The following is a 20,817-nucleotide window of genomic DNA, read 5'->3' as shown; positions in this document are numbered from 1 at the left end:
ATTAAGGAGAAAAAGAAATGAAACAAATGTCAAGTGCTCAGGTTCGTCAAATGTGGCTGGATTTTTGGGCAACTAAAGGTCATGCAGTAGAACCATCTGTCAGCTTGGTGCCGGTCAACGATCCAACCTTGCTCTGGATTAACTCTGGTGTAGCAACCCTCAAGAAATACTTCGATGGAACCATCATTCCGGAAAATCCTCGGATTACCAATGCTCAAAAGGCCATTCGGACCAACGATATTGAAAATGTCGGAAAGACTGCCCGCCACCATACTATGTTTGAAATGCTGGGCAATTTCTCTATCGGCGATTATTTCCGTGATGAAGCGATTGAGTGGGCTTACGAGCTTTTGACTAGCCCTGAGTGGTTTGATTTCCCCAAAGACAAGCTCTACATGACCTACTACCCAGACGATAAGGACTCTTACAACCGCTGGATTGCTATGGGCGTTGAGCCTAGTCATTTGATTCCGATTGAGGACAACTTCTGGGAAATCGGTGCGGGACCTTCTGGGCCGGATACAGAGATTTTCTTTGACCGAGGTGAGGCTTTTGATCCAGAAAATATTGGGGTCCGTCTCTTAGAAGAAGATATTGAAAACGATCGCTATATCGAAATCTGGAATATCGTCTTGTCACAATTCAATGCTGACCCTGCTGTACCACGTAGCGAGTACAAGGAATTGCCACACAAGAACATTGATACGGGCGCAGGTTTGGAGCGTTTGGTCGCTGTTATCCAAGGAGCTAAGACCAACTTTGAGACCGACCTCTTTATGCCAATCATTCGCGAAGTAGAAAAACTGTCTGGCAAGGTCTATGACCAAGATGGCGACAATATGAGTTTCAAGGTTATCGCAGACCATATCCGTTCGCTTTCCTTTGCCATTGGTGATGGGGCTCTTCCTGGAAATGAAGGTCGAGGCTATGTTCTTCGTCGTCTGCTCCGTCGTGCTTCAATGCATGGTCAAAAATTGGGTATCAATGAGCCTTTCCTTTACAAACTGGTTCCAACTGTGGGCAAGATTATGGAAAGCTACTATCCAGAAGTTCTTGAAAAGCAAGAATTTATCGAAAAGATTATCAAGAGTGAGGAAGAATCATTTGCTCGTACTCTGCACTCTGGTCAACATTTTGCAGAAACAATCGTGGCAGATTTGAAAGCTAAGGGACAAACTGTTATTGCTGGTCAAGATGCCTTTAAACTCTACGATACTTACGGTTTCCCGCTGGAGTTGACTGAAGAAATTGCTGAAGAAGCAGGCATGACTGTGGACCGTGCTGGCTTTGAAGCAGCTATGAAAGAGCAGCAGGATCGGGCGCGTGCGTCTGTCGTCAAGGGCGGCTCAATGGGCATGCAAAATGAAACCCTGCAGGCCATCACTGTAGAGAGTGTCTTTAACTACGAAAAAGAAGAGCTAACTGCTGAACTCCTTGCTATCGTGGCGGATGATGCATCAGTAGAGTCTGTTGAGACAGGAACAGCTGCTCTCATCTTTGCAGAAACACCATTCTATGCAGAAATGGGTGGTCAGGTAGCTGACCACGGTCAAATCTTTGATGGAGCAGGCAATCTGGTAGCGCAAGTTAAGGATGTGCAAAAAGCGCCAAATGGTCAGCCACTGCATACTGTAGAAGTTTTGGCTCCTCTGGCTCTGGGTCAAAGCTATAAACTGGAAATTGACTACAGCCGCCGCCATCGCGTGATGAAAAACCACACGGCAACCCACCTCCTGCATGCTGCCCTGCATAATGTTCTTGGTAACCATGCAACACAGGCAGGCTCTTTGAACGAAGTAGAATTCCTGCGCTTTGACTTTACGCATTTCCAAGCGGTGACAGCAGAAGAGCTGCGCGCTATCGAGCAAGAAGTCAATGAGAAAATCTGGGAAGCCCTTGCTATCGAGACAGTAGAGACAGATATTGACACGGCTAAGGAAATGGGTGCCATGGCGCTCTTTGGCGAAAAATATGGTAAAGAAGTTCGCGTCGTAACCATCGGTGACTACTCTGTCGAGCTTTGCGGAGGAACCCACGTAGGCAATACTTCTGAAATCGGCATTTTCAAGATTGTCAAAGAAGAGGGGATCGGATCCGGAACTCGTCGTATCTTGGCGGTCACCAGCAAGGAAGCTTTCACAGCCTACCGTGAGGAAGAAGAGGCGCTCAAGGCTATCGCTGCGACTCTCAAGGCACCGCAAATCAAGGAAGTACCTCACAAGGTAGAAGCGCTGCAAGAGCAGCTGCGTCAACTGCAAAAAGAGAATGCAGAGCTCAAGGAAAAGGCAGCAGCAGCGGCCTCTGGTGAAGTCTTCAAGAATGTTCAAGAAGCAAATGGACATAGCTTTATTGCTAGTCAGGTCTCTGTGTCTGATGCGGGTGCCCTGCGTACCTTTGCGGACACTTGGAAGCAGAAGGACTATTCAGATGTTCTTGTACTGGTCGCAGCAATTGGTGACAAGGTCAATGTCCTTGCAGCCAGCAAGACCAAGGACGTCCATGCTGGTAATCTGATTAAGGAATTGGCACCGATTGTAGATGGTCGAGGCGGCGGTAAGCCAGACATGGCTATGGCCGGCGGCAGCAAGCAATCAGCTATTCCAGACCTGCTAGCAGCAGTTGCTGAGAAGTTGTAATATTAGATAACAGATAGATGAAAAGGTCTGCTCTTTGGGCGGATCTTTTTCTGTGCTCTCAGCTCCTTTACTTCTCTATATGAGAAGCAAATAGGCCGTTTTTCGGCAAGAAAGTATGAATTGTTTTAGAATAAATAATGATATTTTCAAAAATATTGCATAAAAATACAGAAAATACTTGACAAAGGGAAAATATGCGAGTAAAATAAAACGCATATTTATACGGAGGTGTTTTAAAAATATGCGAATTTCGATTGTAGGAATAACTGGTTATTCAGGAATGGAACTCCTCCGTATTTTACTGCAGCATCCGCAGGCAGAAGTCGTTTCCCTTCATGCCAGCCAAGATATGGAGGCTCCTGCGTCAGAGCTTTATCCTCATTTGAAGGGGATTTGCGACCTGAAAATAGAAGCTTTCGACAGTCAGGAAATAATGCGACGAGCAGATCTTGTTTTCTTTGCAACGTCAAGCGGAGTGGCTAAAGATTTGTCAAAAGATTTTGTAGAAGCGGGATTTCCAGTTATTGACCTATCTGGTGATCATCGTTTACCAGGGAATATTTATAAAAAATGGTATCAGAAAGAGCCAGCTGAAGACTATGTCCAAAAAGCGTTTATTTATGGGCTGTCTGAGTTTACAGATGTCAGGGGGGAGCGATTTATTGCCAATCCCGGCTGCTATGCGACAGCTACAGAGTTGGCCTTGATTCCCTTGCTGAAGGCTCGGGCTATTGAGCTGGACTTCATTATTGTTGATGCCAAGAGTGGCTTGACAGGGGCAGGGAAAAATCCAGCCGCATCCAGCCATTTTGTCCATGTGCACGATAACTATGTGACTTACAAGCTGAATCAGCATCAGCATATTCCTGAGATTGTGCAACAGTTGCAGCGTTTTGATAAGAGATTGCAGCAGATTCAGTTTTCAACTTCCCTCATCCCGCTCAATCGTGGCATCGTAGCGACGGTTTACAGCAAGTTGAAGGAACCTTTGACTCGGGAAGAACTGGCTGCTATTTACCAAGATTGCTATCAGGACAAGCCTTTTGTCCGTATCCAAGCAGCTCTGCCGAATCTGCACCAGGTTGTCGGTACTAATTATACAGATATTGGTTTTGACTATAATCCTGTAACAAACATTTTAACGGTAGTAGCTGTGCTGGATAACTTGATTAAGGGGGCTGCTGGTCAGGCGGTTCAAAATATGAATCTAATGCTGGGCTTTCCCGAAACAGATGGCCTGCTCAGTCAACCGTCCTATGTCTAGATGAGAAAGGGTTAAATATGAAGATTATTGATGGAACGATTGCCAGTCCGCTAGGCTTTTCGGCTGACGGTTTACACGCTGGCTTTAAGAAAAAGAAGTTGGATTTTGGCTGGATTGTCTCAGAAGTACCGGCCAGTGTGGCAGGAGTCTATACGACCAATAAGGTCATTGCTGCTCCGCTTCTAGTGACCAAAGCAACAATTCAAAAGAGCCAGAAATTGCAGGCAATAGTGGTTAATTCTGGTGTTGCCAATTCCTGTACAGGACAGCAGGGGCTAGATGCTGCATATGAAATGCAGCGATTGACTGCTCAAAAGCTGAAGATTGAGCCTGACTTAGTAGGTCTGGCTTCTACAGGAGTCATCGGCGAGCAGCTTCCAATGAATGCTCTGAAAAATGGTCTGTCACAGATTCTGGTGAGTGGCAAGGCAGAAGATTTTGCTGAGGCTATCTTGACGACGGATACTTGTACCAAGACCTGTGTAATCACAGAAGAGTTTGGCTCAGACCTGGTGACTATGGCGGGAGTGGCTAAGGGATCGGGCATGATTCATCCAAATATGGCAACTATGCTGGCCTTTATCACTTGTGATGCCAATATTTCCAGTGCTACCTTGCAAAAGGCTCTCAGTCAGCATGTGGGGACGACTTTCAACCAAATCACGGTGGATGGCGATACATCGACTAATGACATGGTATTAGTCATGGCAAATGGCTGCCGACAAAACGAAGAAATTCTACCAGATACGGAAGAATTTGAAAAGTTTTCCAAGATGCTCCGCTATCTTATGGCTGACTTGGCTAAGAAAATTGCCAAGGATGGCGAGGGAGCGACCAAGCTGATTGAAGTTAATGTGCGGCACGCCAAGAATGAACAGAGCGGGCGTATGATTGCCAAGAGTGTCGTTGGCTCTAGCTTGGTCAAAACAGCTATTTTTGGTCAAGATCCCAATTGGGGCCGAATCTTAGCAGCTATCGGCTATGCGGGAGCAGACGTCTCGGTGGATAATATTGATATTTGGATTGAAGGGATTCCAGTTATGCAGGCTTCTAGCCCTGTGGCTTTTGACCCCGAGGAAACAAGTGATGCCATGGCTGGAGAGCTGCTGACCTTGACCATTGACCTACACGATGGGGACGCTGAAGCTCAGGCCTGGGGCTGCGATCTATCCTATGATTATGTGAAAATCAATGCCCTCTATAGAACCTAAGGAGAAATGCAATGAAAGATGTGATTGTTATAAAAATTGGTGGCGTTGCAGCTCAAAAGCTGTCTGATAAGTTTATCAAGCAGATGCAAGATTGGATAGCAGCTGGTAAGAAAATCGTGGTCGTTCATGGGGGCGGTCTGGTCATTAACCAACTCATGAAAGAGCGCCAGCTGCCTACTCACAAAGTTAAGGGGTTGCGGGTGACAGCTAAGTCTGACTTACCTATCATTGAGCAGGCCCTGCTAGGTCAAGTCGGCCGGACGCTGACACAAGAACTGAACGACTCAGATATTGAAAGTCTTCAGCTGGTTTCACATTTGGGAAAGACAGTTTCGGCAGATTTTATCGATAAAGAGCTCTATGGCTATGTCGGTGATGTGACGGCAATTCAAACTGCCTATCTAGAGCAACTGCTGGCTGAGGACATAGTCCCAGTGCTGGCTTCGCTAGGAGAAAATTCATCTGGCGATCTCTTAAATATCAATGCAGACTATCTAGCAGCGGCAGTTGCTAGCAGCTTGCAGGCAGAGAAGCTAATCCTGATGACAGATATAGAAGGAGTTCTAGAGGACAAAAAGGTCCTGCCCCAGCTTCTGACCAGTCAGGTTTCCAAGAAGATTCAGACAGGTGTCATCAAGGGTGGTATGATTCCTAAGATTGAGAGTGCTGTCCAGACTGTGCTTTCCGGTGTCGGGCAGGTTCTGATTGGTGACAATCTTTTGACGGGCACCTTGATAGCAGAGGGATAACGATGACTTATTTATTTGAAAACTACAAGCGCGCGCCTATTGAGTTTGTTAAAGCAGAGGGCTCCTATCTGATTGACAGTGAGGGAAAGGCTTATTTGGACTTTTCGTCGGGGATTGGCGTAACCAATCTTGGCTTTCACCCGCAGGTCCAGCAGGCTTTGATCCAGCAGGCCGGGCGCATCTGGCACAGTCCCAATCTCTATCTTAGCTCTCTGCAAGAGCAGGTGGCTCAGGAACTGGCTGGTTCTTATGATTATTTGGCTTTTTTCTGCAATAGCGGAGCAGAAGCCAATGAAGCTGCTATTAAGCTAGCCCGCAAAGCTACTGGCAAGCAAGGCATTATAACTTTTCAGCAATCCTTTCACGGTCGGACCTTTGGTGCTATGGCCGCAACAGGACAGGATAAGATCAAGAAAGGATTTGGTGATGGTGTGCCCCATTTCAGCTATGCGGTTTACAATGATCTAGCTAGCGTAGAAAAGTTGGTCAATCAGGATACGGCAGCTGTCATGCTGGAATTGGTCCAAGGAGAATCGGGGGTTCGTCCAGCAGAAGTAACCTTTGTCAAAAACTTGGCTGATTTTTGCCGACGAGAGGAGATTTTGCTGATTGTTGATGAGGTCCAGACAGGTATGGGGCGCACGGGTCAGCTTTATTCCTTTGAGCATTATGGGATTATACCGGATATTGTTACACTGGCTAAGGGGCTGGCCAATGGCTTGCCCGCTGGCGCTCTATTAGGAAAATCTAGCTTGGCTCCGGCTTTTGGACCTGGCAGTCATGGTTCTACCTTTGGTGGCAATAAATTAGCCATGGCAGCTGCCTTGGAGACTTTGCATATCATGAAAGAGGCAGGCTTTCTGGAAGAAGTCAGATCTAAGAGTGATATCTTATTGGAGCAGCTGCAGCTTGCTTTTCAGAATCATCCAAAGATTTCTGCTGTTCGCGGTCTGGGCATGATGATTGGGATTGAAACAAGTGACAGTCTATCAAAGATTGTTGAAGCTGCTCGTCAGAAAGGCTTGATTATCCTGACAGCCGGAGAGAATGTTATCCGTCTCCTGCCGCCTTTGACTATCAGCAGGGAGGAAATTCAGCAGGGTATTGCTATTTTAAAAGAAGTATTTTCAGAAGTAGATGAATAAAGGAAAAGGATTCAGTTTGAGCTGGATTCTTTTTTGTCTATGATAATGGTATTTTTGACAATGATTATTATTTTTTTGACAAAGATACTTGTCAAAAAGAAAAGAATCTGTTACAATGATTTTATCCAAGGGAGAATAATAAATAAGGAGTTTATGATGCAGCTTAGAAATCGACTCAAGGAGTTGAGGGCGCGTGACGGTCTCAACCAGACAGAACTGGCTAGGCTGGCCGGTGTTTCCAGGCAGACAATCAGCCTTATAGAGAGAGGCGAATATACCCCATCGATTGTGATTGCCCTTAAGATTGCCCATATTTTCAATGAAAATGTTGAGAATATCTTTCGGCTGGTGGAGGAAGCAGAATGAAGAACCGATTAAGATTCATTTCAAGAGGAGCTAAAACAGTCCTTCAGCCTCAGCATTCTTGTATCATCTATTGTAAAAAAATAAAGGAGAAGAAGTCGTGAAAGAGCAAAAGCGTATATCTACACAGAAAAGAGTTTTATATAATGTCCTTATATTTCTAGCTGGAGCTTTAATAGGTGGTCTGTCTATTTTGTTTTCTGAAACTGGTCTGCTAAAAAACATCAGTTGGTCGACTATTTTTTCTGTTCAACTGCTGCGCCAGCTAGGTAGGGCCAGCCTTATCATCCTCTATCCCTTGGTCTTTTTCTTGATTTATCGGACTCGTAAATACAATGAAGCCTATGAAAAAGAAGCAGATGAGGATAAGAATTATGAATGGTACCGGCTAACCTTTAAAAATCTGGAATATGCGACTATTGTCTTTAATATCAGCAGTGCTATCGTTCTTTTTACGATTTTAGTTGGAGTTGTTTTTATTGGAAATATCACTAATCATAAGAGCCCTCTTCAGTGGAGTCTTATAGATTATGCGATTGCCTTTCTTTATATTATTTTGCAAGTTGTCTTTTTAAAGACAGTTCAGAAGGTGCGGCACTATAAGCTATCAGCCTTTCCGACTACTGAGGAAATAAAAGAATTTGCCCTCTCTTATGATGAGTCAGAGCTGCAAGCCAATTATGAACAGTGCTATCTTATTCTCTTTAATGTAAATCAGAGACTTCTGCCAGCCCTCTATGTTATTTTAGGGATAGTGGGAACTTTCACACCCCTCAATGTCGTTTCTGGTTTTGTCGTCCTAGTGGTGATCCATATCTATATCAATCTTATGTATTATCCAATGGTAAGAAAATATTTCAAATAAGCTTATTTCCCGATGAAAGGCGGAAATTATGAAACTACTGAAAGAACTTGATTTTATCCATAATAAAAAGGTCAATCTGACTCTGAATATAACGGCTGTATTGCTGATCTTCCCTTTTCTAGCCCTCTTTACTTGGATTGCTATTCTGATGTATGGCAAGGGTAGCGAAGTTTTTCATTTTTTTGACTTACTCTACCTCCTTGTTCTAATGGTCATCCATGAGCTGATTCACGGCTTTTTCTTCAAGGTCTTGGGAGATGAAAATACCAAGGTCAAGTTTGGTTTTAAAAGCGGCATGGCCTATGCGACCAGCCCAGGCAGTCGTTACAGTCGAAAAAGGATGCTTGTCATCATCCTGGCACCTTTCTTTCTGATTAGCCTAGCCCTGACCTTGATCTATGCCTTGCATATTCTGACTGCGGCTTCTTATATCGTCCTTGCTAGCTTCCATGCAGCCGGCTGTGCAGGAGATTTTTTCCTCGCTGTCGCTATTCTTCGGCAGAAGGGGGAAATCGCTGTTGAGGATACGGAAGTCGGTATTAATATTTATCAAAAGGAGAATACAAAATGAACAACTTCAAATCAACTGCTTTAGGACTTGTAAAATGGATAGGCTTAATTGCTCTTAGCCTCCTTATAAATGTTGCTCCAATGCTATTCTTAAGGCTCGGGAAGAGTTTACCTATTTATGCAGAAATCTTATTGGTAGCCTTGTATCTGATTTTAGTTTTCCTGATTTTTCGTAGCTTATGGCGGCGATATCAGAAGTATGTGCCTGAAGAAAAGAAGAAATTTAAACTGTCTGGCAAGGATATCGGTTTTGCTTTTCTATTCTTTTTCCTTGCCAGAGTGGCTGCTATTGTCGGTGTTTATCTTAATCTCATCCTGAGCGGCAATTCCCAGACCAGTAATGACAGCGCCATACAAGGGCTAGGGGGAATGATGTCTTCGCAGCATATCTTCTTTGCCTTACTCTTTGTTGCAACGATTGCTTTTATTGCTCCTATCATGGAGGAATTAATTTTCCGCGGTTTTGGGACTGCCTTCTTTTTCAAAAATAATCAAAAAGTTTTGGCTGCCATTGTGACTTCTGTGGTCTTCACTCTGCCTCATATCACCCAATTGACTGAGTTCCCAATTTATTTTGCACTTGGACTGGTTCTTTATTTATCCTATGCTCGTCGGGGGAATATAAAAGATTCCATGTTGGTTCATATCCTGAACAATCTTCCTATGGCTATAATGCTGCTGCTAGCTATGTTTAAGTAAATCAATCTATAAGGAATCACTATGAAATTAAAAACTTTCTTTACTAATTTTGGCCTTTATATTCTTGTCCTCTTATCCTATTCCTATATCTTTTCGGCTATAGTTGTCTTCACTATAGGTTCTCTGACAGGAGGAACTTCTCAACTATTGATTTTGCCGATTTTTGTCATACTTGCAAGTCTCTATTCTTTTGCCATGTGGAAATGGTACCAGAAAGATTTGAAACTGGAAATCAAAAATACCAAGCTAACCAGTTCTATCTGGCTACCCAGTGCTCTCTTGCTTGCTTTTATCATCTTCCAGCAGCTCGTTCCTATTGAATCTTCTGCCAATCAGAACACTGCTGTAGAGTTGATTCAGCAGCAGCCAGCCTTTGCCTTCCTATACATGGTAATCTTTGCTCCTATTCTTGAGGAGTTACTGACACGAGGTTTTTTGGCTAAGTTTCTCTTTCCTGACCAAAATAGCTTGGCGAAAATTCTGCTTTATTTAACTGTATCTGCCAGCTTTTTCTCTCTTCTGCACATGCCGGGTAATCTAGTTCAGTTTCTGGTTTACTTCATCTTGGGGGCAATCTTTGGACTAGGCTATCTAGCTAAGAAGGACCTGCGCTACTCAATGGGGCTACATTTGGCCAATAATCTAATTGCCTTTGTTCTCATTGTCTTCTTTTAGTAGAAAAAGTTAAATATACGACAACACTTCTAAAGTTAGACAGAAAAATCTAACGCAAGAAGTGTTTTTCTGTGGAATGGAGTTTAAATACTAAACTGCTTTTCTGGTTTTTCGAAAGCTAGAAGTTTCAAATTCTTGTGAAAGTGTTTTCCAGATGGTATAATGAGCTATCAAACGAAAAGAGGTTTCCTTATGTCTAAAGTCCTATTAATTGTCAACCCTAGCTCGGGAGGCGAAAAAGCCAAGTCCTATGAAGACTTGGCAAGAGAAAAACTGGCAGAATGTTTCGATGAGGTAGTGGTCAAGCATACTGAAAAAGGTGGAGACGCAGCAGCTTTTGCTAAGCAAGCCGCAGAAGACCATTATGATAGCGTCTTTGTCATGGGTGGCGATGGAACAGTCAATGAAGGAATCAGCGGCCTGGCTGAACTAGACTATCGTCCGACTTTTGGTTTCTTTCCACTTGGTACAGTCAATGATTTGGCGCGTGCTCTCGGCATTCCTCTAGACGCTGAAGAAGCCATTCAGAATCTGGATATCAACAAAGTCAAGCCACTTGATATCGGCAAGATTAATGACCAGTACTTTATGAATGTGGTTGCCATTGGAACTATTCCTGAGTCAATCAACAACGTAGATTCAGAAGACAAGACCAAGTGGGGCAAGTTTGCCTACTTTATCTCTGGTTTCAAGCAGTTGATGGATACTAGTTTTTACGAATTTCACTTAAATATTGATGGAGAAGAGCGTACGATAAAGAGCAGTACACTCTTGATTGGCTCTACCAACTCTATCGGAGGTTTCGAGAGCATTCTCCCTGAAGCTACTGTCAATGACGGCTTGCTCCATCTTTTGTATCTTAAGGATAAAAATCTCTTGGACACCTTGGTTTCTGTGCCGGATTTGATTTCGGGCAATGGAGAAGAAAGTGATAATATCGAGTATCTGACCTTTAGGGAAATCACAGTTGAGTTGGCTGATGACAAGGCAGAGCTCAGCGTCAACGTTGACGGAGATGAGGGTGACCAACTGCCAGTAACGATTCGTGTCTTGCCTTCTCACTTGAATGTGTATTACTAGTTTTTTTGTGTTTAGACTCAAAAAAGAATATGGTAGAAGGACTCTAAACTTTTAAGTTTGGGGTCCTTTAATACTTGTAATATACTAATTTTTAGATTTACATGCTTTTCTCAAGTGATGGCGGATGTCAGCGACCTCCTGCAGAGTTCCATGACTAGCTATTGAGCCTAAGGTCTCAATAGCTCCGCTCTACCTAACTGTTGCAACAGTTAGGTAGATTTCATCACTGAGAAAAGGAAGTAATCTTTTTGGAATTTTATTAGTAAAATCTTTCCAATTATGCTATAATAAATCTAGAATAACATGATAACATAACCAAAAGTTTCCTGATTTATTTGGGAGGGGATTGACGATGCAAGGAAAAGAATTTGGACAGCATTTGAAACAGCTTCGATTAAATAGGGGCTGGACTAAGGAGCAATTGTGTGGTGATGAGTCAAAGCTTTCTATACGGCAGTTAACCCGTTTGGAGTCAGGCATTTCCCAGCCTACTCTTTCTACTTTAGAATATCTGGCTTTCTGTCTAGAGGTCGATTTGACAACTTTGACAGGAAGTAAAAAAGAAGATGTAGCTCTACCTACTGACTATCAGCGCTTGAAGTATAAGCTGATTCGGACGACCACTTATGGCAATACCGAAGCTTTGTTCGAATTGGAGCATATCATAGATGAAATTTTTGAAGTTTATTATGATGATTTGCCAGAAGCTGAGCAGAATGTAATGGATATCTTGCAATCAAAGATTTATACTTATACTTCTGAGAAATTCCATAAGTATGGAATGACTCTCTTTGCCCAGCATTTGGACGATTTGCAGAGTAAAAAGCATTATGACGTGAATGATTTACTCTACATCCAGCTCTATCAGATCTATGTGGGAGATGAAGAGGAGATTCGGTCAGCTAAGTTTGATAAGGAATTATATGCAAGAATCGCTCAGCGATTACTGCAGTCAGTTGACTATATTCCAAATGAATATCTCTTTCTCATGCGAGATGCTCTACTGACAATCCCAGGTATTGAGTGCGAGCGAAAAGAGTTCATTTATACAAAAGATACGCTCAACAAACTTAATGTAATCATGGAATTGACAGAGGACTATCAAAAGAAACCGCTGATAAGAATGTTAGAGGGAGAATATGAGCTTTTCGTACACAAGGACGAGAAAAAAGCTCAACAATACTATGAAGAGGGACTGACACTGGCAAGATTGTTAGGTCATACTTTTCTATCTAAAAAAATGGCTGAGGAGTGGAATAAAGAACTTCGGCTCTATCATCAAGGCTAGCAGGACATCTATGTCCTGTTTTTTATTTGTAATTGAGTCTATAATTGAAACATGGAAAAAGTTAAATAGGAAAGGAGAGAATCACATGTTTAGGATTTCTTATTATCTCGCCATGATTTGGTTTTGGCTTTAGGAAATTAAATGTTGTCGTGCACAAAGATTAATAAAGGGAGCAAATAAAATGAAAAATCAATTTTTTAATAAGCAGGTTCAACGTTTTTCTATTCGTAAATATTCTCTAGGAGCAGTTTCAGTGCTTCTAGGAACATTATTATTTGCAGGGACTCAAACAGTTGCTGCTGATCAAGTAATTTCGCCAACTGGTACTGATTCAGTAGTTTCTACAGCACCTTCTGACATAGCTGTGGACACAAATCAGAGTGTTTCAGAAAAGTCAAATGCAACAGTAAGTTCTGATATTGAATCGGAAACAAAAAATGCTGTAAATAACAATTTAGTTAGTATTGAAAATGGAGTAACTTCTGAAGTTCCTGAACCACTAGAAACTGAAAATAAAGCGACAAATGCAAATGATATTCCAATCAACACTGAGCCTGTTTCTGATCAAACTTCAACAGTTAATGAAAAACAGAAAACTGTTGAAATAAATCCAGTTATAGATGATCCTACTAATCCTAAACATTTAGTAACACGTGGCTATGCCGCTTCGAATGTAGATAAGCCAGCCACCTCAATTGTTAATGATGTCAGCCGCCGCCGTGCAACTAAAGAAGAAAAAACAACTCTCAAAACAACTGTTGGTAAAGTTGCAAACGGGACTGGACATACGACTTTACTGGCTACAGGGAATGGTTCAATCGCTCGAGGCGATGATTATCCAGTAAGGTTTAAAAATCTCCCTGATTATGCTGCGGACGATTGGGGACTTATTGTTAAAAATTGTACTTCATTTACTGCTTATAGATTAAGTTCAGTTAATGGTTTTAACATTCCTCGTGCGTACGGAAATGGCGGTGAATGGGGGTATCGGGCAAGAAGAGAAGGATATAGGGTAGATAATCATCCAGCTCTTGGCTCAGTCGCTTGGATTGATGATGGAAGTTACGGACATGTAGCATGGGTGTCCAATGTATTGGGAAATAATGTAGAAATTGAAGAATATAACTATGCTTGGAGTAAAAGTTATAATCGCAGAGTAGTTGCTGCAAGTTCAATCTCAGGCTTTATACATTTTAAAGATATCATTGGAGGTACATCCACACCGATTTCCCAGCCTTCTGATAATCAAGGAATCCCTGCCAGTGGAGTGTATCATTTCACTCAAAGAGCCTCCATTAAAGCTGAGCCTAAGATGTCTAGTCCTGAATTAGCTTATTATGATGCAGGACAAACTGTTACATATGATCGTAAATTGGAAGCAGATGACCATCAATGGATTAGCTATCTCTCCTTTGCTGGAAATCGTAGATATATTGCCATTGGAGTAACAAAGACAAAGGCTCCTTTAAAGGGAACCTTGACTATCCAAAACAATAATGCTCAGACAGGGACTTTTGATGTCATTGTATCTGATGTCTCTAGCCCGTATGGTGTGAAAGAAGTGAAATTACCAACTTGGTCAAGTGAAAATGGACAAGATGATATTGTTTGGTACACTGCTGCTAAACAGCCTAATGGAACATATAAAATAACTGTCAATGCAAATAAACATAAAGGTTCTACGGGAGAGTATAATATCCATCTATATTATGTTCAAAATAATGGGGAAATGGTTGGAGCTGGGGGAACGAAGACTACCGTTTCTATTAAGAAGCCTGAAGGGAAAATTACTATTCAAAATAATAATTCAAAAACAGGAACCTTTGATGTTGTTATATCTAACATTTCCAATCCTGGTGGTGTAAAAGAAGTAAAAGTACCTACATGGTCTAGTGCGAATGATCAAGATGATATTATTTGGTATACTCCTAAAAGACAATCGGATGGCACTTACAAATTGACAATAAAGGCTAGCGATCATAAATATTCCACTGGAAAATATAATGTGCATTTATACTATGTTCAAAATAATGGCCAAATGATTTGTGTAACAGGAACGACGACAGAAGTCTCCTTGGATAAGGAATTAATCCGGCCGACAGGAACTATTACTATTCGGAATAATACTTCAAAGACAGGTACCTTTGATATTATTGTGTCTAATGTTTCTAATCCTGGTGGTGTAAAAGAAGTAAAGGTACCTACATGGTCTGCTGCCAATGACCAGGATGACGTGGTTTGGTACACTGCTAGCAAGCAACCAGATGGGACTTACAAACAGACTATTAAAGTAAGTGATCATAAAAATTCCACAGGGAAATACAACGTCCACCTGTACTACGTTCAGGATGATGGAAAACTTGTAGGTGCCGGCTCAGCTACTACGGAAGTCGCATTACCAACTATATCTATTCCATCAAAAGGGAATTACGTTTTTCAAGGCTATGCTTCTATTCGGTCTGAAGCTAAAATATCAAGTCCAGAACTAGCAAACTTTGACAAAGGGAGCACAGTCTTTTATGATCAAACTTTTATTGCAGATGGTCATCAGTGGATTAGCTATGTTGGGTATAGTGGTAGCCGTCGTTATGTAGCAATAAATTAATTTTATAATATTTCAATATGATTATTGATTTTATTAATTCAAAATGTTACAATAAGATTACAAAAAGGTATTAATTCATGAGGAGGCCTCTTTTATGAAAAATGCAAAATTAATGTTTCTTGCGACTGCACTCACTTCTTCCATTATCTTGCTTGGTGCTTGCAGTAAACAGCAGGACAAGCAAACATCTCAAAGTAGTAGCTCTAGCCAAACAGTTCAAACTTCTAAATCAGATTCTAAGTCTGAAGCGAAAGCTGTTCCATCAGCTAGCCCAGATGAAACTGATGCAGCGTCAGTATCTTCTGAAGCTCAGCCTAAAAATGAAACAAAGTCTGACACGAAAGACCCAGCCACTCCAGCAGCGGGTATCGATGTCAATGCTTTGGCAGCAGGAGATTTTTCGACTGTAGCCGGTACTTGGCAAAATGATTTGGGGGATGCGATAGTATTGAATAATCAAGGGGTCGTTTCTCATACTCTGAATGGAAAAGAATCCAGCGATTATACTTTACTAAAAGGTCAAGTAAGCGATGGTAGTTATGTATCTACTCTTGCTTATACTGCTGGTAGCAGTAGCGCAACCTTTTTAGTAATTCCAGAAGGAGCTGTTTTGCCTGATACTGGAAACGAGAATCCTAAAGCACAGATTCGAGTTGGACAAGATGCTATCACTGCTTCCCAGCATCCGTATTATCGCGTATCTAATTAGTGACTGCATAAGTGGAGTTAGGGATGATGTTCCTAGCTCCACCTTTATTTGGATAAAAAACATGAAGGGAGGAAAAGATGGCTACTTTAATGATGAAAAAAATAGCTGAGGATTTAAATAAGACTAGAGTATTGGATGAAAATGGAGCTTTGGTAGCTTATTATGCCCTTCTGCCAGCTGACTTTTCTGGTGGTGACAGCAAGCTTTATCTTGAAAATCCAACGAGTCAAAGGCGGATGTATAGAATTTATCAAAATATGAAGCCCTTTTTATTTCCTATTGTCCCAGCTCATGACTGTACCGTGATTTATCTAACATCTGATGTTGGAGTTGAGATTACAGTCGCAGAACATCTGGAAGAATATATCTATGATAGTCAATAGATTAATAGTCAGTCAAAGACCCCCTCTTTCCGTATTTTGGAAAGAGGGATTCTTTTTCTTATAAACCGTAATTATAGTCGTCATCCTGCATGGCTTCAACTTCGCCCAGCAGGTAGCCGTTACCCACCTGGGAGAAGAAGTCATGGTTGGAGGTACCGGTTGAGATACCATTCATGACGATAGGATTGACATCGTCTGCCGAGTCTGGGAAGAGTGGATCTTGTCCCAGATTCATCAGAGCCTTGTTGGCATTGTAGCGCAGGAAGGTCTTGACCTCTTCGGTCCAGCCGACTGTGTCATACAGGCTTTCAGTGTAGCCTTCTTCATTTTCATAGAGGGTGTAGAGCAGGTCGTACATCCATTCTTTGAGTTTTTCTTGCTCGTCTTCTGGCAATTCGTTAAAAGCTAGCTGGAACTTATAGCCGATATAGGTTCCATGGACAGACTCGTCACGGATAATCAGCTTGATAATTTCAGCAACGTTGGCCAGTTTGTTATTACCCAGATAGTAGAGCGGAGTGAAGAAACCAGAGTAAAAGAGGAAGGTTTCCAAGAAAACGCTGGCTATTTTCTTTTCCAGAGCTGTACCATTCAGGTAAATCTCATTGATAATCTCAGCTTTCTTTTGCAGGTATGGATTGGTGTTGGTCCAAGCAAAGATTTCATCGATTTCTGACTTGGTGTTGAGTGTAGAAAAGATAGAAGAGTAAGACTTGGCGTGAACGGACTCCATAAATTGAATGTTGTTGAAGACAGCTTCTTCGTGAGCAGTGCGGACATCCTTGCGCAGGGCATCCACACCAGACTCAGACTGGAGGGTATCTAGCAGGGTCAGGCCACCGAAGACCTTGCCGACCAAGTCTTTTTCCTTGTGGGACAGCTTTCTCCAGTCATCCAGGTCATTGGATAGGGGAATCCGCGTATCCAGCCAAAATTGCTCGGTCAGTTTTTCCCAGGTGGACTTATCGATCACATCTTCGATAGCGTTCCAGTTAATGGCTTTGTAGTAAGTTTGCATTCTTTCTCCTTTAGTAGATGGTACGACCTGATGTGGTATCAGCTATCCCTTCTTGGATACTGTCCCAATGCTTCACGATTTTACCTTCCTGACAATGATGAGGAAGGTAAAATTGTAACATGGTCGAATTTTCTTTTCTTTTTCTAAAATCTCTTGTTAGATGACACAGCTTTCACATTGGTTGGCACCGACTTCGCCACCATCGTCAGTGAAGGTACGGACGTAGTAGATGGATTTGATACCCTTGTTGAAGGCATAGTTGCGCAGGATAGAAAGATCGCGGGTCGTCTGCTTGCTTTCTTTTTTCCATTCGTAGAGGCCTTTAGGGATATCGCTGCGCATAAAGAGAGTCAGGGAAAGACCTTGGTCCACGTGCTCAGTTGCGGCTGCATAAACATCGATAACTTTGCGCATATCCATGTCATAGGCGCTGGTGTAGTAAGGGATAGTCTCAGTTGACAGACCAGCAGCAGGATAATAGATTTTACCGATTTTCTTTTCTTGACGTTCTTCGATCCGTTGAGTAATTGGATGAATTGAAGCAGAAACGTCATTGATGTAGCTGATAGAGCCATTTGGTGCAACAGCTAGGCGGTTTTGGTGGTAGAGACCATCAGCTTTGATCTTGTCACGCAACTCTGCCCAATCCTCTGCAGATGGGATAAAGATGCCTGCGAAGAGTTCTTTGACACGGTCAGACTTAGGTACAAATTCACCTGTCAGGTATTTGTCAAAGTAAGTTCCGTTAGCATAGTCAGATTTTTCAAAGTTATGGAAGGTCACGCCACGCTCGCGAGCGATATTGTTAGACTCAACTAAAGTCCAGTAGTTCATAAGCATAAAGTAGATGCTAGTGAACTCTACAGCTTCCGCTGATCCATAATCGATCAGCTGCTGTGCCAAGTAGCTGTGCAGTCCCATAGCTCCCAGACCAAAGGTATGCGCCAGACTGTTACCATTGTCGATAGAAGGCACAGCTGTGATGTGCGAGCTGTCTGTGACAAAGGTCAAAGCGCGTGTCATAGTTCGGATAGATTTTCCGAAGTCAGGTGAAGTCATCATATTGACAACGTTAGTAGAGCCTAAGTTACATGACACATCTGTTCCTAGGTGAAGATACTCTTGCGCATCATTCAAAAGGCTAGGCTCTTGCACCTGCAGGATTTCAGAGCAAAGGTTACTCATGACGATTTTACCGTCGATTGGATTTGAACGGTTGGCCGTATCAATGTTTACGACATAAGGATAGCCAGATTCTTGTTGGAGTTTGGAAATTTCTGTTTCCAAATCACGGGCCTTGATCTTGGTCTTAGTGATATTTGGATTAGCGACCAATTCATCGTATTTTTCAGTGATGTCAAGGTAGGCAAATGGCACTCCATACTCGCGTTCAACAGAATAGGGGCTGAAGAGGTACATTTCTTCATTCTTGCGCGCTAATTCATAGAACTTATCCGGAATGACAACACCGAGTGAGAGGGTTTTAACCCGAACTTTTTCGTCAGCATTTTCTTTCTTAGTAGAAAGGAAGGCAATGATATCTGGGTGGAAGACATTGAGGTAAACAACCCCAGCTCCTTGACGTTGGCCCAGCTGGTTAGAGTAGGAGAAACTGTCCTCAAAGAGTTTCATAACAGGTACAACGCCAGATGCAGCTCCTTCATAACCCTTGATAGGTGCTCCAGCTTCCCGTAGATTGCTGAGGGAAATACCGACCCCGCCACCGATACGAGAGAGTTGCAAGGCAGAGTTGATGGAGCGGCCGATTGAGTTCATGTCATCTGTTACTTGGATGAGGAAGCAAGAAACCAATTCACCGCGACGAGCCCGACCAGCGTTGAGGAAGCTTGGTGTCGCCGGTTGATAGCGCTGGTGGATAATCTCATTGGCAATATCCTTGGCAATGGCTTCATCTCCGTTGGCAAAGTAGAGGGCGTTGAAGAGTACCCGATCTTCCATGCTTTCCAGATAGTATTCACCATCATTGGTCTTCAGTGCATACTGGTTGTAGAACTTATAAGCTGCCATGAAAGATTTAAACTTGAAATCTTGAGCATGGATAAAAGCAGTCAGCTCCTCGATGTATTCCGGAGAATAAAGTTCAATAAATTCCTTCTCCAAATAGTTTTCTTCTATTAAATATTTAATTTTTTCTGTGATAGAAGAAAATTGCTTGGTGTTTGGCTCAACGTTTTCTTTAAAAAAAGCTTTTAAGGCTTCTTGATCTTTATGAAGCATAATCTGACCATTAACTGGACGGTTGATTTCGTTGTTGAGTCGGAAGTATGTCACATCCTCTAAATGTTTGAGTCCCATGTTTTTCCTTTTCTATATAAATAAGATAATTAGCTAGCGGAAAAATATCCGCCTTACAAAAGAAACGGCCCCTATGAGCATAGGAGCTGCAGTTTGCCCTGATAATCTGTCTTTTAGTTTATCTCCCAATCAAGGCGCGCTGCCCTCAAAATAAACTACATTAAGACAGTTTTTTCAATTTACCAGGTTGGAAACCAGAAAATGCCTCAGTTGCTGTCTGAATCACAGGAGCAGCATTGAAACCAAGATCTTTGACATGGTCAATGAATTCTGGCTGTTCATCCAAGTTGATTTCGCGGTATTCTACATGATTAGTATCTAAGAAGCGCTTGGTCATTTTGCACTGAACGCAGTTGTTTTTTGAGTAAATAGTTACCATTAAAAATTCCTCTAAACTTTCGTTTTTTCTTTTAAATAATACGAAACTAGTATATCTAAAAGAAAATAGAATGTCAATAGTTTTGAACTAAATATTGTGTGATATTTTGTTATAGGATAGATTGCAATACAATATATAGTGTTTGTATAAGCGGTGAAAAGAAGTGAAAAATTGCAGAAAAGGAGCAAAATGCTGTTGCGGCAATGCTTAAACAAGTCTTAAAATGTTAGAAAAATGACTAGTAGCTTTTCCTCCCCAAAACCAAAATCCAATATCTTGTGTTACAGAATTTAGGGAATCACTAGCAGGAGTGGAGGGAGGAGTTTATATTCTTAATTTATGGAAATTAAGAATATAAAAATAAGAAATTTATGATTGAAAACTTGCTGGAAGAAATGTTTGAATAAAAGCTGAAAGATAGGGGCTTTTGCTTGGAAATTCCACCTTCAATATAATAAGAAGAGTTTTCATTTCCTAAGAAATATTTTGTAAGCGGGCTATAAAATTCTTGAAAAAGATTTCAAAAGGTGATATAATATCAACTTGTAAGGGTTATCACAATAACTCAAAAAGAATTATTTAAAAGGAGAGTCTAACTATGGCTTCTAAAGATTTCCACATTGTAGCAGAAACAGGTATTCACGCACGTCCAGCAACTTTGTTGGTTCAAACTGCTAGCAAATTCGCTTCAGACATTACGCTTGAATACAAAGGTAAATCAGTAAACTTGAAATCTATCATGGGTGTTATGAGTCTCGGTGTTGGCCAAGGAGCTGATGTTAAGATCTCAGCTGAAGGTGCAGATGCAGACGATGCTATCGCTGCAATCTCTGAAACAATGGAAAAAGAAGGATTGGCTTAA

General features: G+C 42.0%; 19 protein-coding genes. 16 read left to right on the top strand and 3 right to left on the bottom strand.

Annotation, left to right across the window (positions count from 1 at the left end):
• Positions 1-17: 17 nt before the first annotated feature.
• The 15 genes from alaS to PCY71_RS04040 all read left to right on the top strand — a co-directional run bounded on the left by alaS (position 18) and on the right by PCY71_RS04040 (position 16,242).
• A complete protein-coding gene (gene alaS, locus PCY71_RS04110) occupies positions 18-2,636 on the top strand; it encodes an alanine--tRNA ligase (protein WP_048771633.1) in 2,619 nt (872 codons plus the stop codon).
• 241 nt (positions 2,637-2,877) lie between these two features.
• On the top strand, positions 2,878-3,900 hold the full coding sequence (argC, locus tag PCY71_RS04105; protein WP_011836705.1) for an N-acetyl-gamma-glutamyl-phosphate reductase: 1,023 nt from the start codon (positions 2,878-2,880) through the stop codon (positions 3,898-3,900).
• 17 nt (positions 3,901-3,917) lie between these two features.
• A complete protein-coding gene (gene argJ / locus PCY71_RS04100; RefSeq protein ID WP_048771638.1) occupies positions 3,918-5,111 on the top strand; it encodes a bifunctional glutamate N-acetyltransferase/amino-acid acetyltransferase ArgJ in 1,194 nt (397 codons plus the stop codon).
• 11 nt (positions 5,112-5,122) lie between these two features.
• A complete protein-coding gene (gene argB / locus PCY71_RS04095; RefSeq protein WP_048771642.1) occupies positions 5,123-5,860 on the top strand; it encodes an acetylglutamate kinase in 738 nt (245 codons plus the stop codon).
• Positions 5,861-5,862: 2 nt separating this feature from the next.
• The gene (locus PCY71_RS04090) at positions 5,863-7,005 is read left to right on the top strand and encodes an acetylornithine transaminase (RefSeq protein ID WP_048771645.1); all 1,143 of its coding nucleotides are present in this window, start codon (positions 5,863-5,865) and stop codon (positions 7,003-7,005) included.
• 39 nt (positions 7,006-7,044) lie between these two features.
• Complete coding sequence (locus tag PCY71_RS04085; protein ID WP_367317133.1) at positions 7,045-7,371, top strand: helix-turn-helix transcriptional regulator; 327 nt, start codon at positions 7,045-7,047, stop codon at positions 7,369-7,371.
• Between the two features lie 97 nt (positions 7,372-7,468).
• A complete protein-coding gene (locus tag PCY71_RS04080) occupies positions 7,469-8,233 on the top strand; it encodes a DUF3169 family protein (protein ID WP_268701299.1) in 765 nt (254 codons plus the stop codon).
• A 28-nt stretch (positions 8,234-8,261) separates the two neighbouring features.
• The gene (locus tag PCY71_RS04075) at positions 8,262-8,804 is read left to right on the top strand and encodes a DUF3267 domain-containing protein (RefSeq protein WP_301412456.1); all 543 of its coding nucleotides are present in this window, start codon (positions 8,262-8,264) and stop codon (positions 8,802-8,804) included.
• Positions 8,801-9,502, top strand: coding sequence for a CPBP family intramembrane glutamic endopeptidase (locus tag PCY71_RS04070; protein ID WP_048771658.1), 702 nt, complete (start codon positions 8,801-8,803; stop codon positions 9,500-9,502). Before PCY71_RS04075 ends, PCY71_RS04070 begins: the two co-directional genes overlap by 4 nt.
• A 21-nt stretch (positions 9,503-9,523) precedes the next feature.
• Entirely contained in the window at positions 9,524-10,177 is a 654-nt protein-coding gene (locus tag PCY71_RS04065; protein ID WP_301412455.1) for a CPBP family intramembrane glutamic endopeptidase, read from the top strand.
• 162 nt (positions 10,178-10,339) lie between these two features.
• Entirely contained in the window at positions 10,340-11,257 is a 918-nt protein-coding gene (locus PCY71_RS04060) for a diacylglycerol kinase family protein (RefSeq protein WP_048771664.1), read from the top strand.
• Positions 11,258-11,609: 352 nt separating this feature from the next.
• Entirely contained in the window at positions 11,610-12,545 is a 936-nt protein-coding gene (locus PCY71_RS04055) for an XRE family transcriptional regulator (protein WP_002904132.1), read from the top strand.
• Positions 12,546-12,726: 181 nt separating this feature from the next.
• The gene (locus tag PCY71_RS04050; RefSeq protein WP_002904133.1) at positions 12,727-15,150 is read left to right on the top strand and encodes a GBS Bsp-like repeat-containing protein; all 2,424 of its coding nucleotides are present in this window, start codon (positions 12,727-12,729) and stop codon (positions 15,148-15,150) included.
• Positions 15,151-15,244: 94 nt separating this feature from the next.
• Positions 15,245-15,859: a DUF6287 domain-containing protein gene (locus PCY71_RS04045; protein WP_002904134.1), complete on the top strand. Its 615-nt coding sequence runs from the start codon at positions 15,245-15,247 to the stop codon at positions 15,857-15,859.
• 77 nt (positions 15,860-15,936) lie between these two features.
• Positions 15,937-16,242, top strand: a complete 306-nt coding sequence (locus PCY71_RS04040; RefSeq protein WP_002900763.1) for a hypothetical protein — start codon at positions 15,937-15,939, stop codon at positions 16,240-16,242.
• A 58-nt stretch (positions 16,243-16,300) separates the two neighbouring features.
• Here PCY71_RS04040 and nrdF read toward each other — a convergent pair whose 3' ends face one another.
• The 3 genes from nrdF to nrdH all read right to left on the bottom strand — a co-directional run bounded on the left by nrdF (position 16,301) and on the right by nrdH (position 19,955).
• Positions 16,301-17,260 (bottom strand): class 1b ribonucleoside-diphosphate reductase subunit beta, encoded by a 960-nt coding sequence (gene nrdF, locus PCY71_RS04035; protein WP_002896021.1) that lies wholly within the window; start codon positions 17,258-17,260, stop codon positions 16,301-16,303.
• A 156-nt stretch (positions 17,261-17,416) separates the two neighbouring features.
• Positions 17,417-19,576 carry a class 1b ribonucleoside-diphosphate reductase subunit alpha gene (gene nrdE, locus PCY71_RS04030; protein WP_002915596.1) on the bottom strand — a complete coding sequence of 720 codons (2,160 nt, stop codon included), beginning with the start codon at positions 19,574-19,576 and terminating at the stop codon, positions 17,417-17,419.
• A 160-nt stretch (positions 19,577-19,736) separates the two neighbouring features.
• The gene (gene nrdH / locus PCY71_RS04025) at positions 19,737-19,955 is read right to left on the bottom strand and encodes a glutaredoxin-like protein NrdH (RefSeq protein WP_002897920.1); all 219 of its coding nucleotides are present in this window, start codon (positions 19,953-19,955) and stop codon (positions 19,737-19,739) included.
• A 598-nt stretch (positions 19,956-20,553) separates the two neighbouring features.
• Here nrdH and PCY71_RS04020 point away from each other — a divergent pair.
• Complete coding sequence (locus PCY71_RS04020; protein ID WP_002896017.1) at positions 20,554-20,817, top strand: phosphocarrier protein HPr; 264 nt, start codon at positions 20,554-20,556, stop codon at positions 20,815-20,817.

This window comes from Streptococcus sp. SN3 (genome assembly GCF_030439905.1).
The sequence above is the reverse complement of the archived record's forward strand: the minus strand, read 5'-3'. Positions and strand labels throughout refer to the sequence as shown.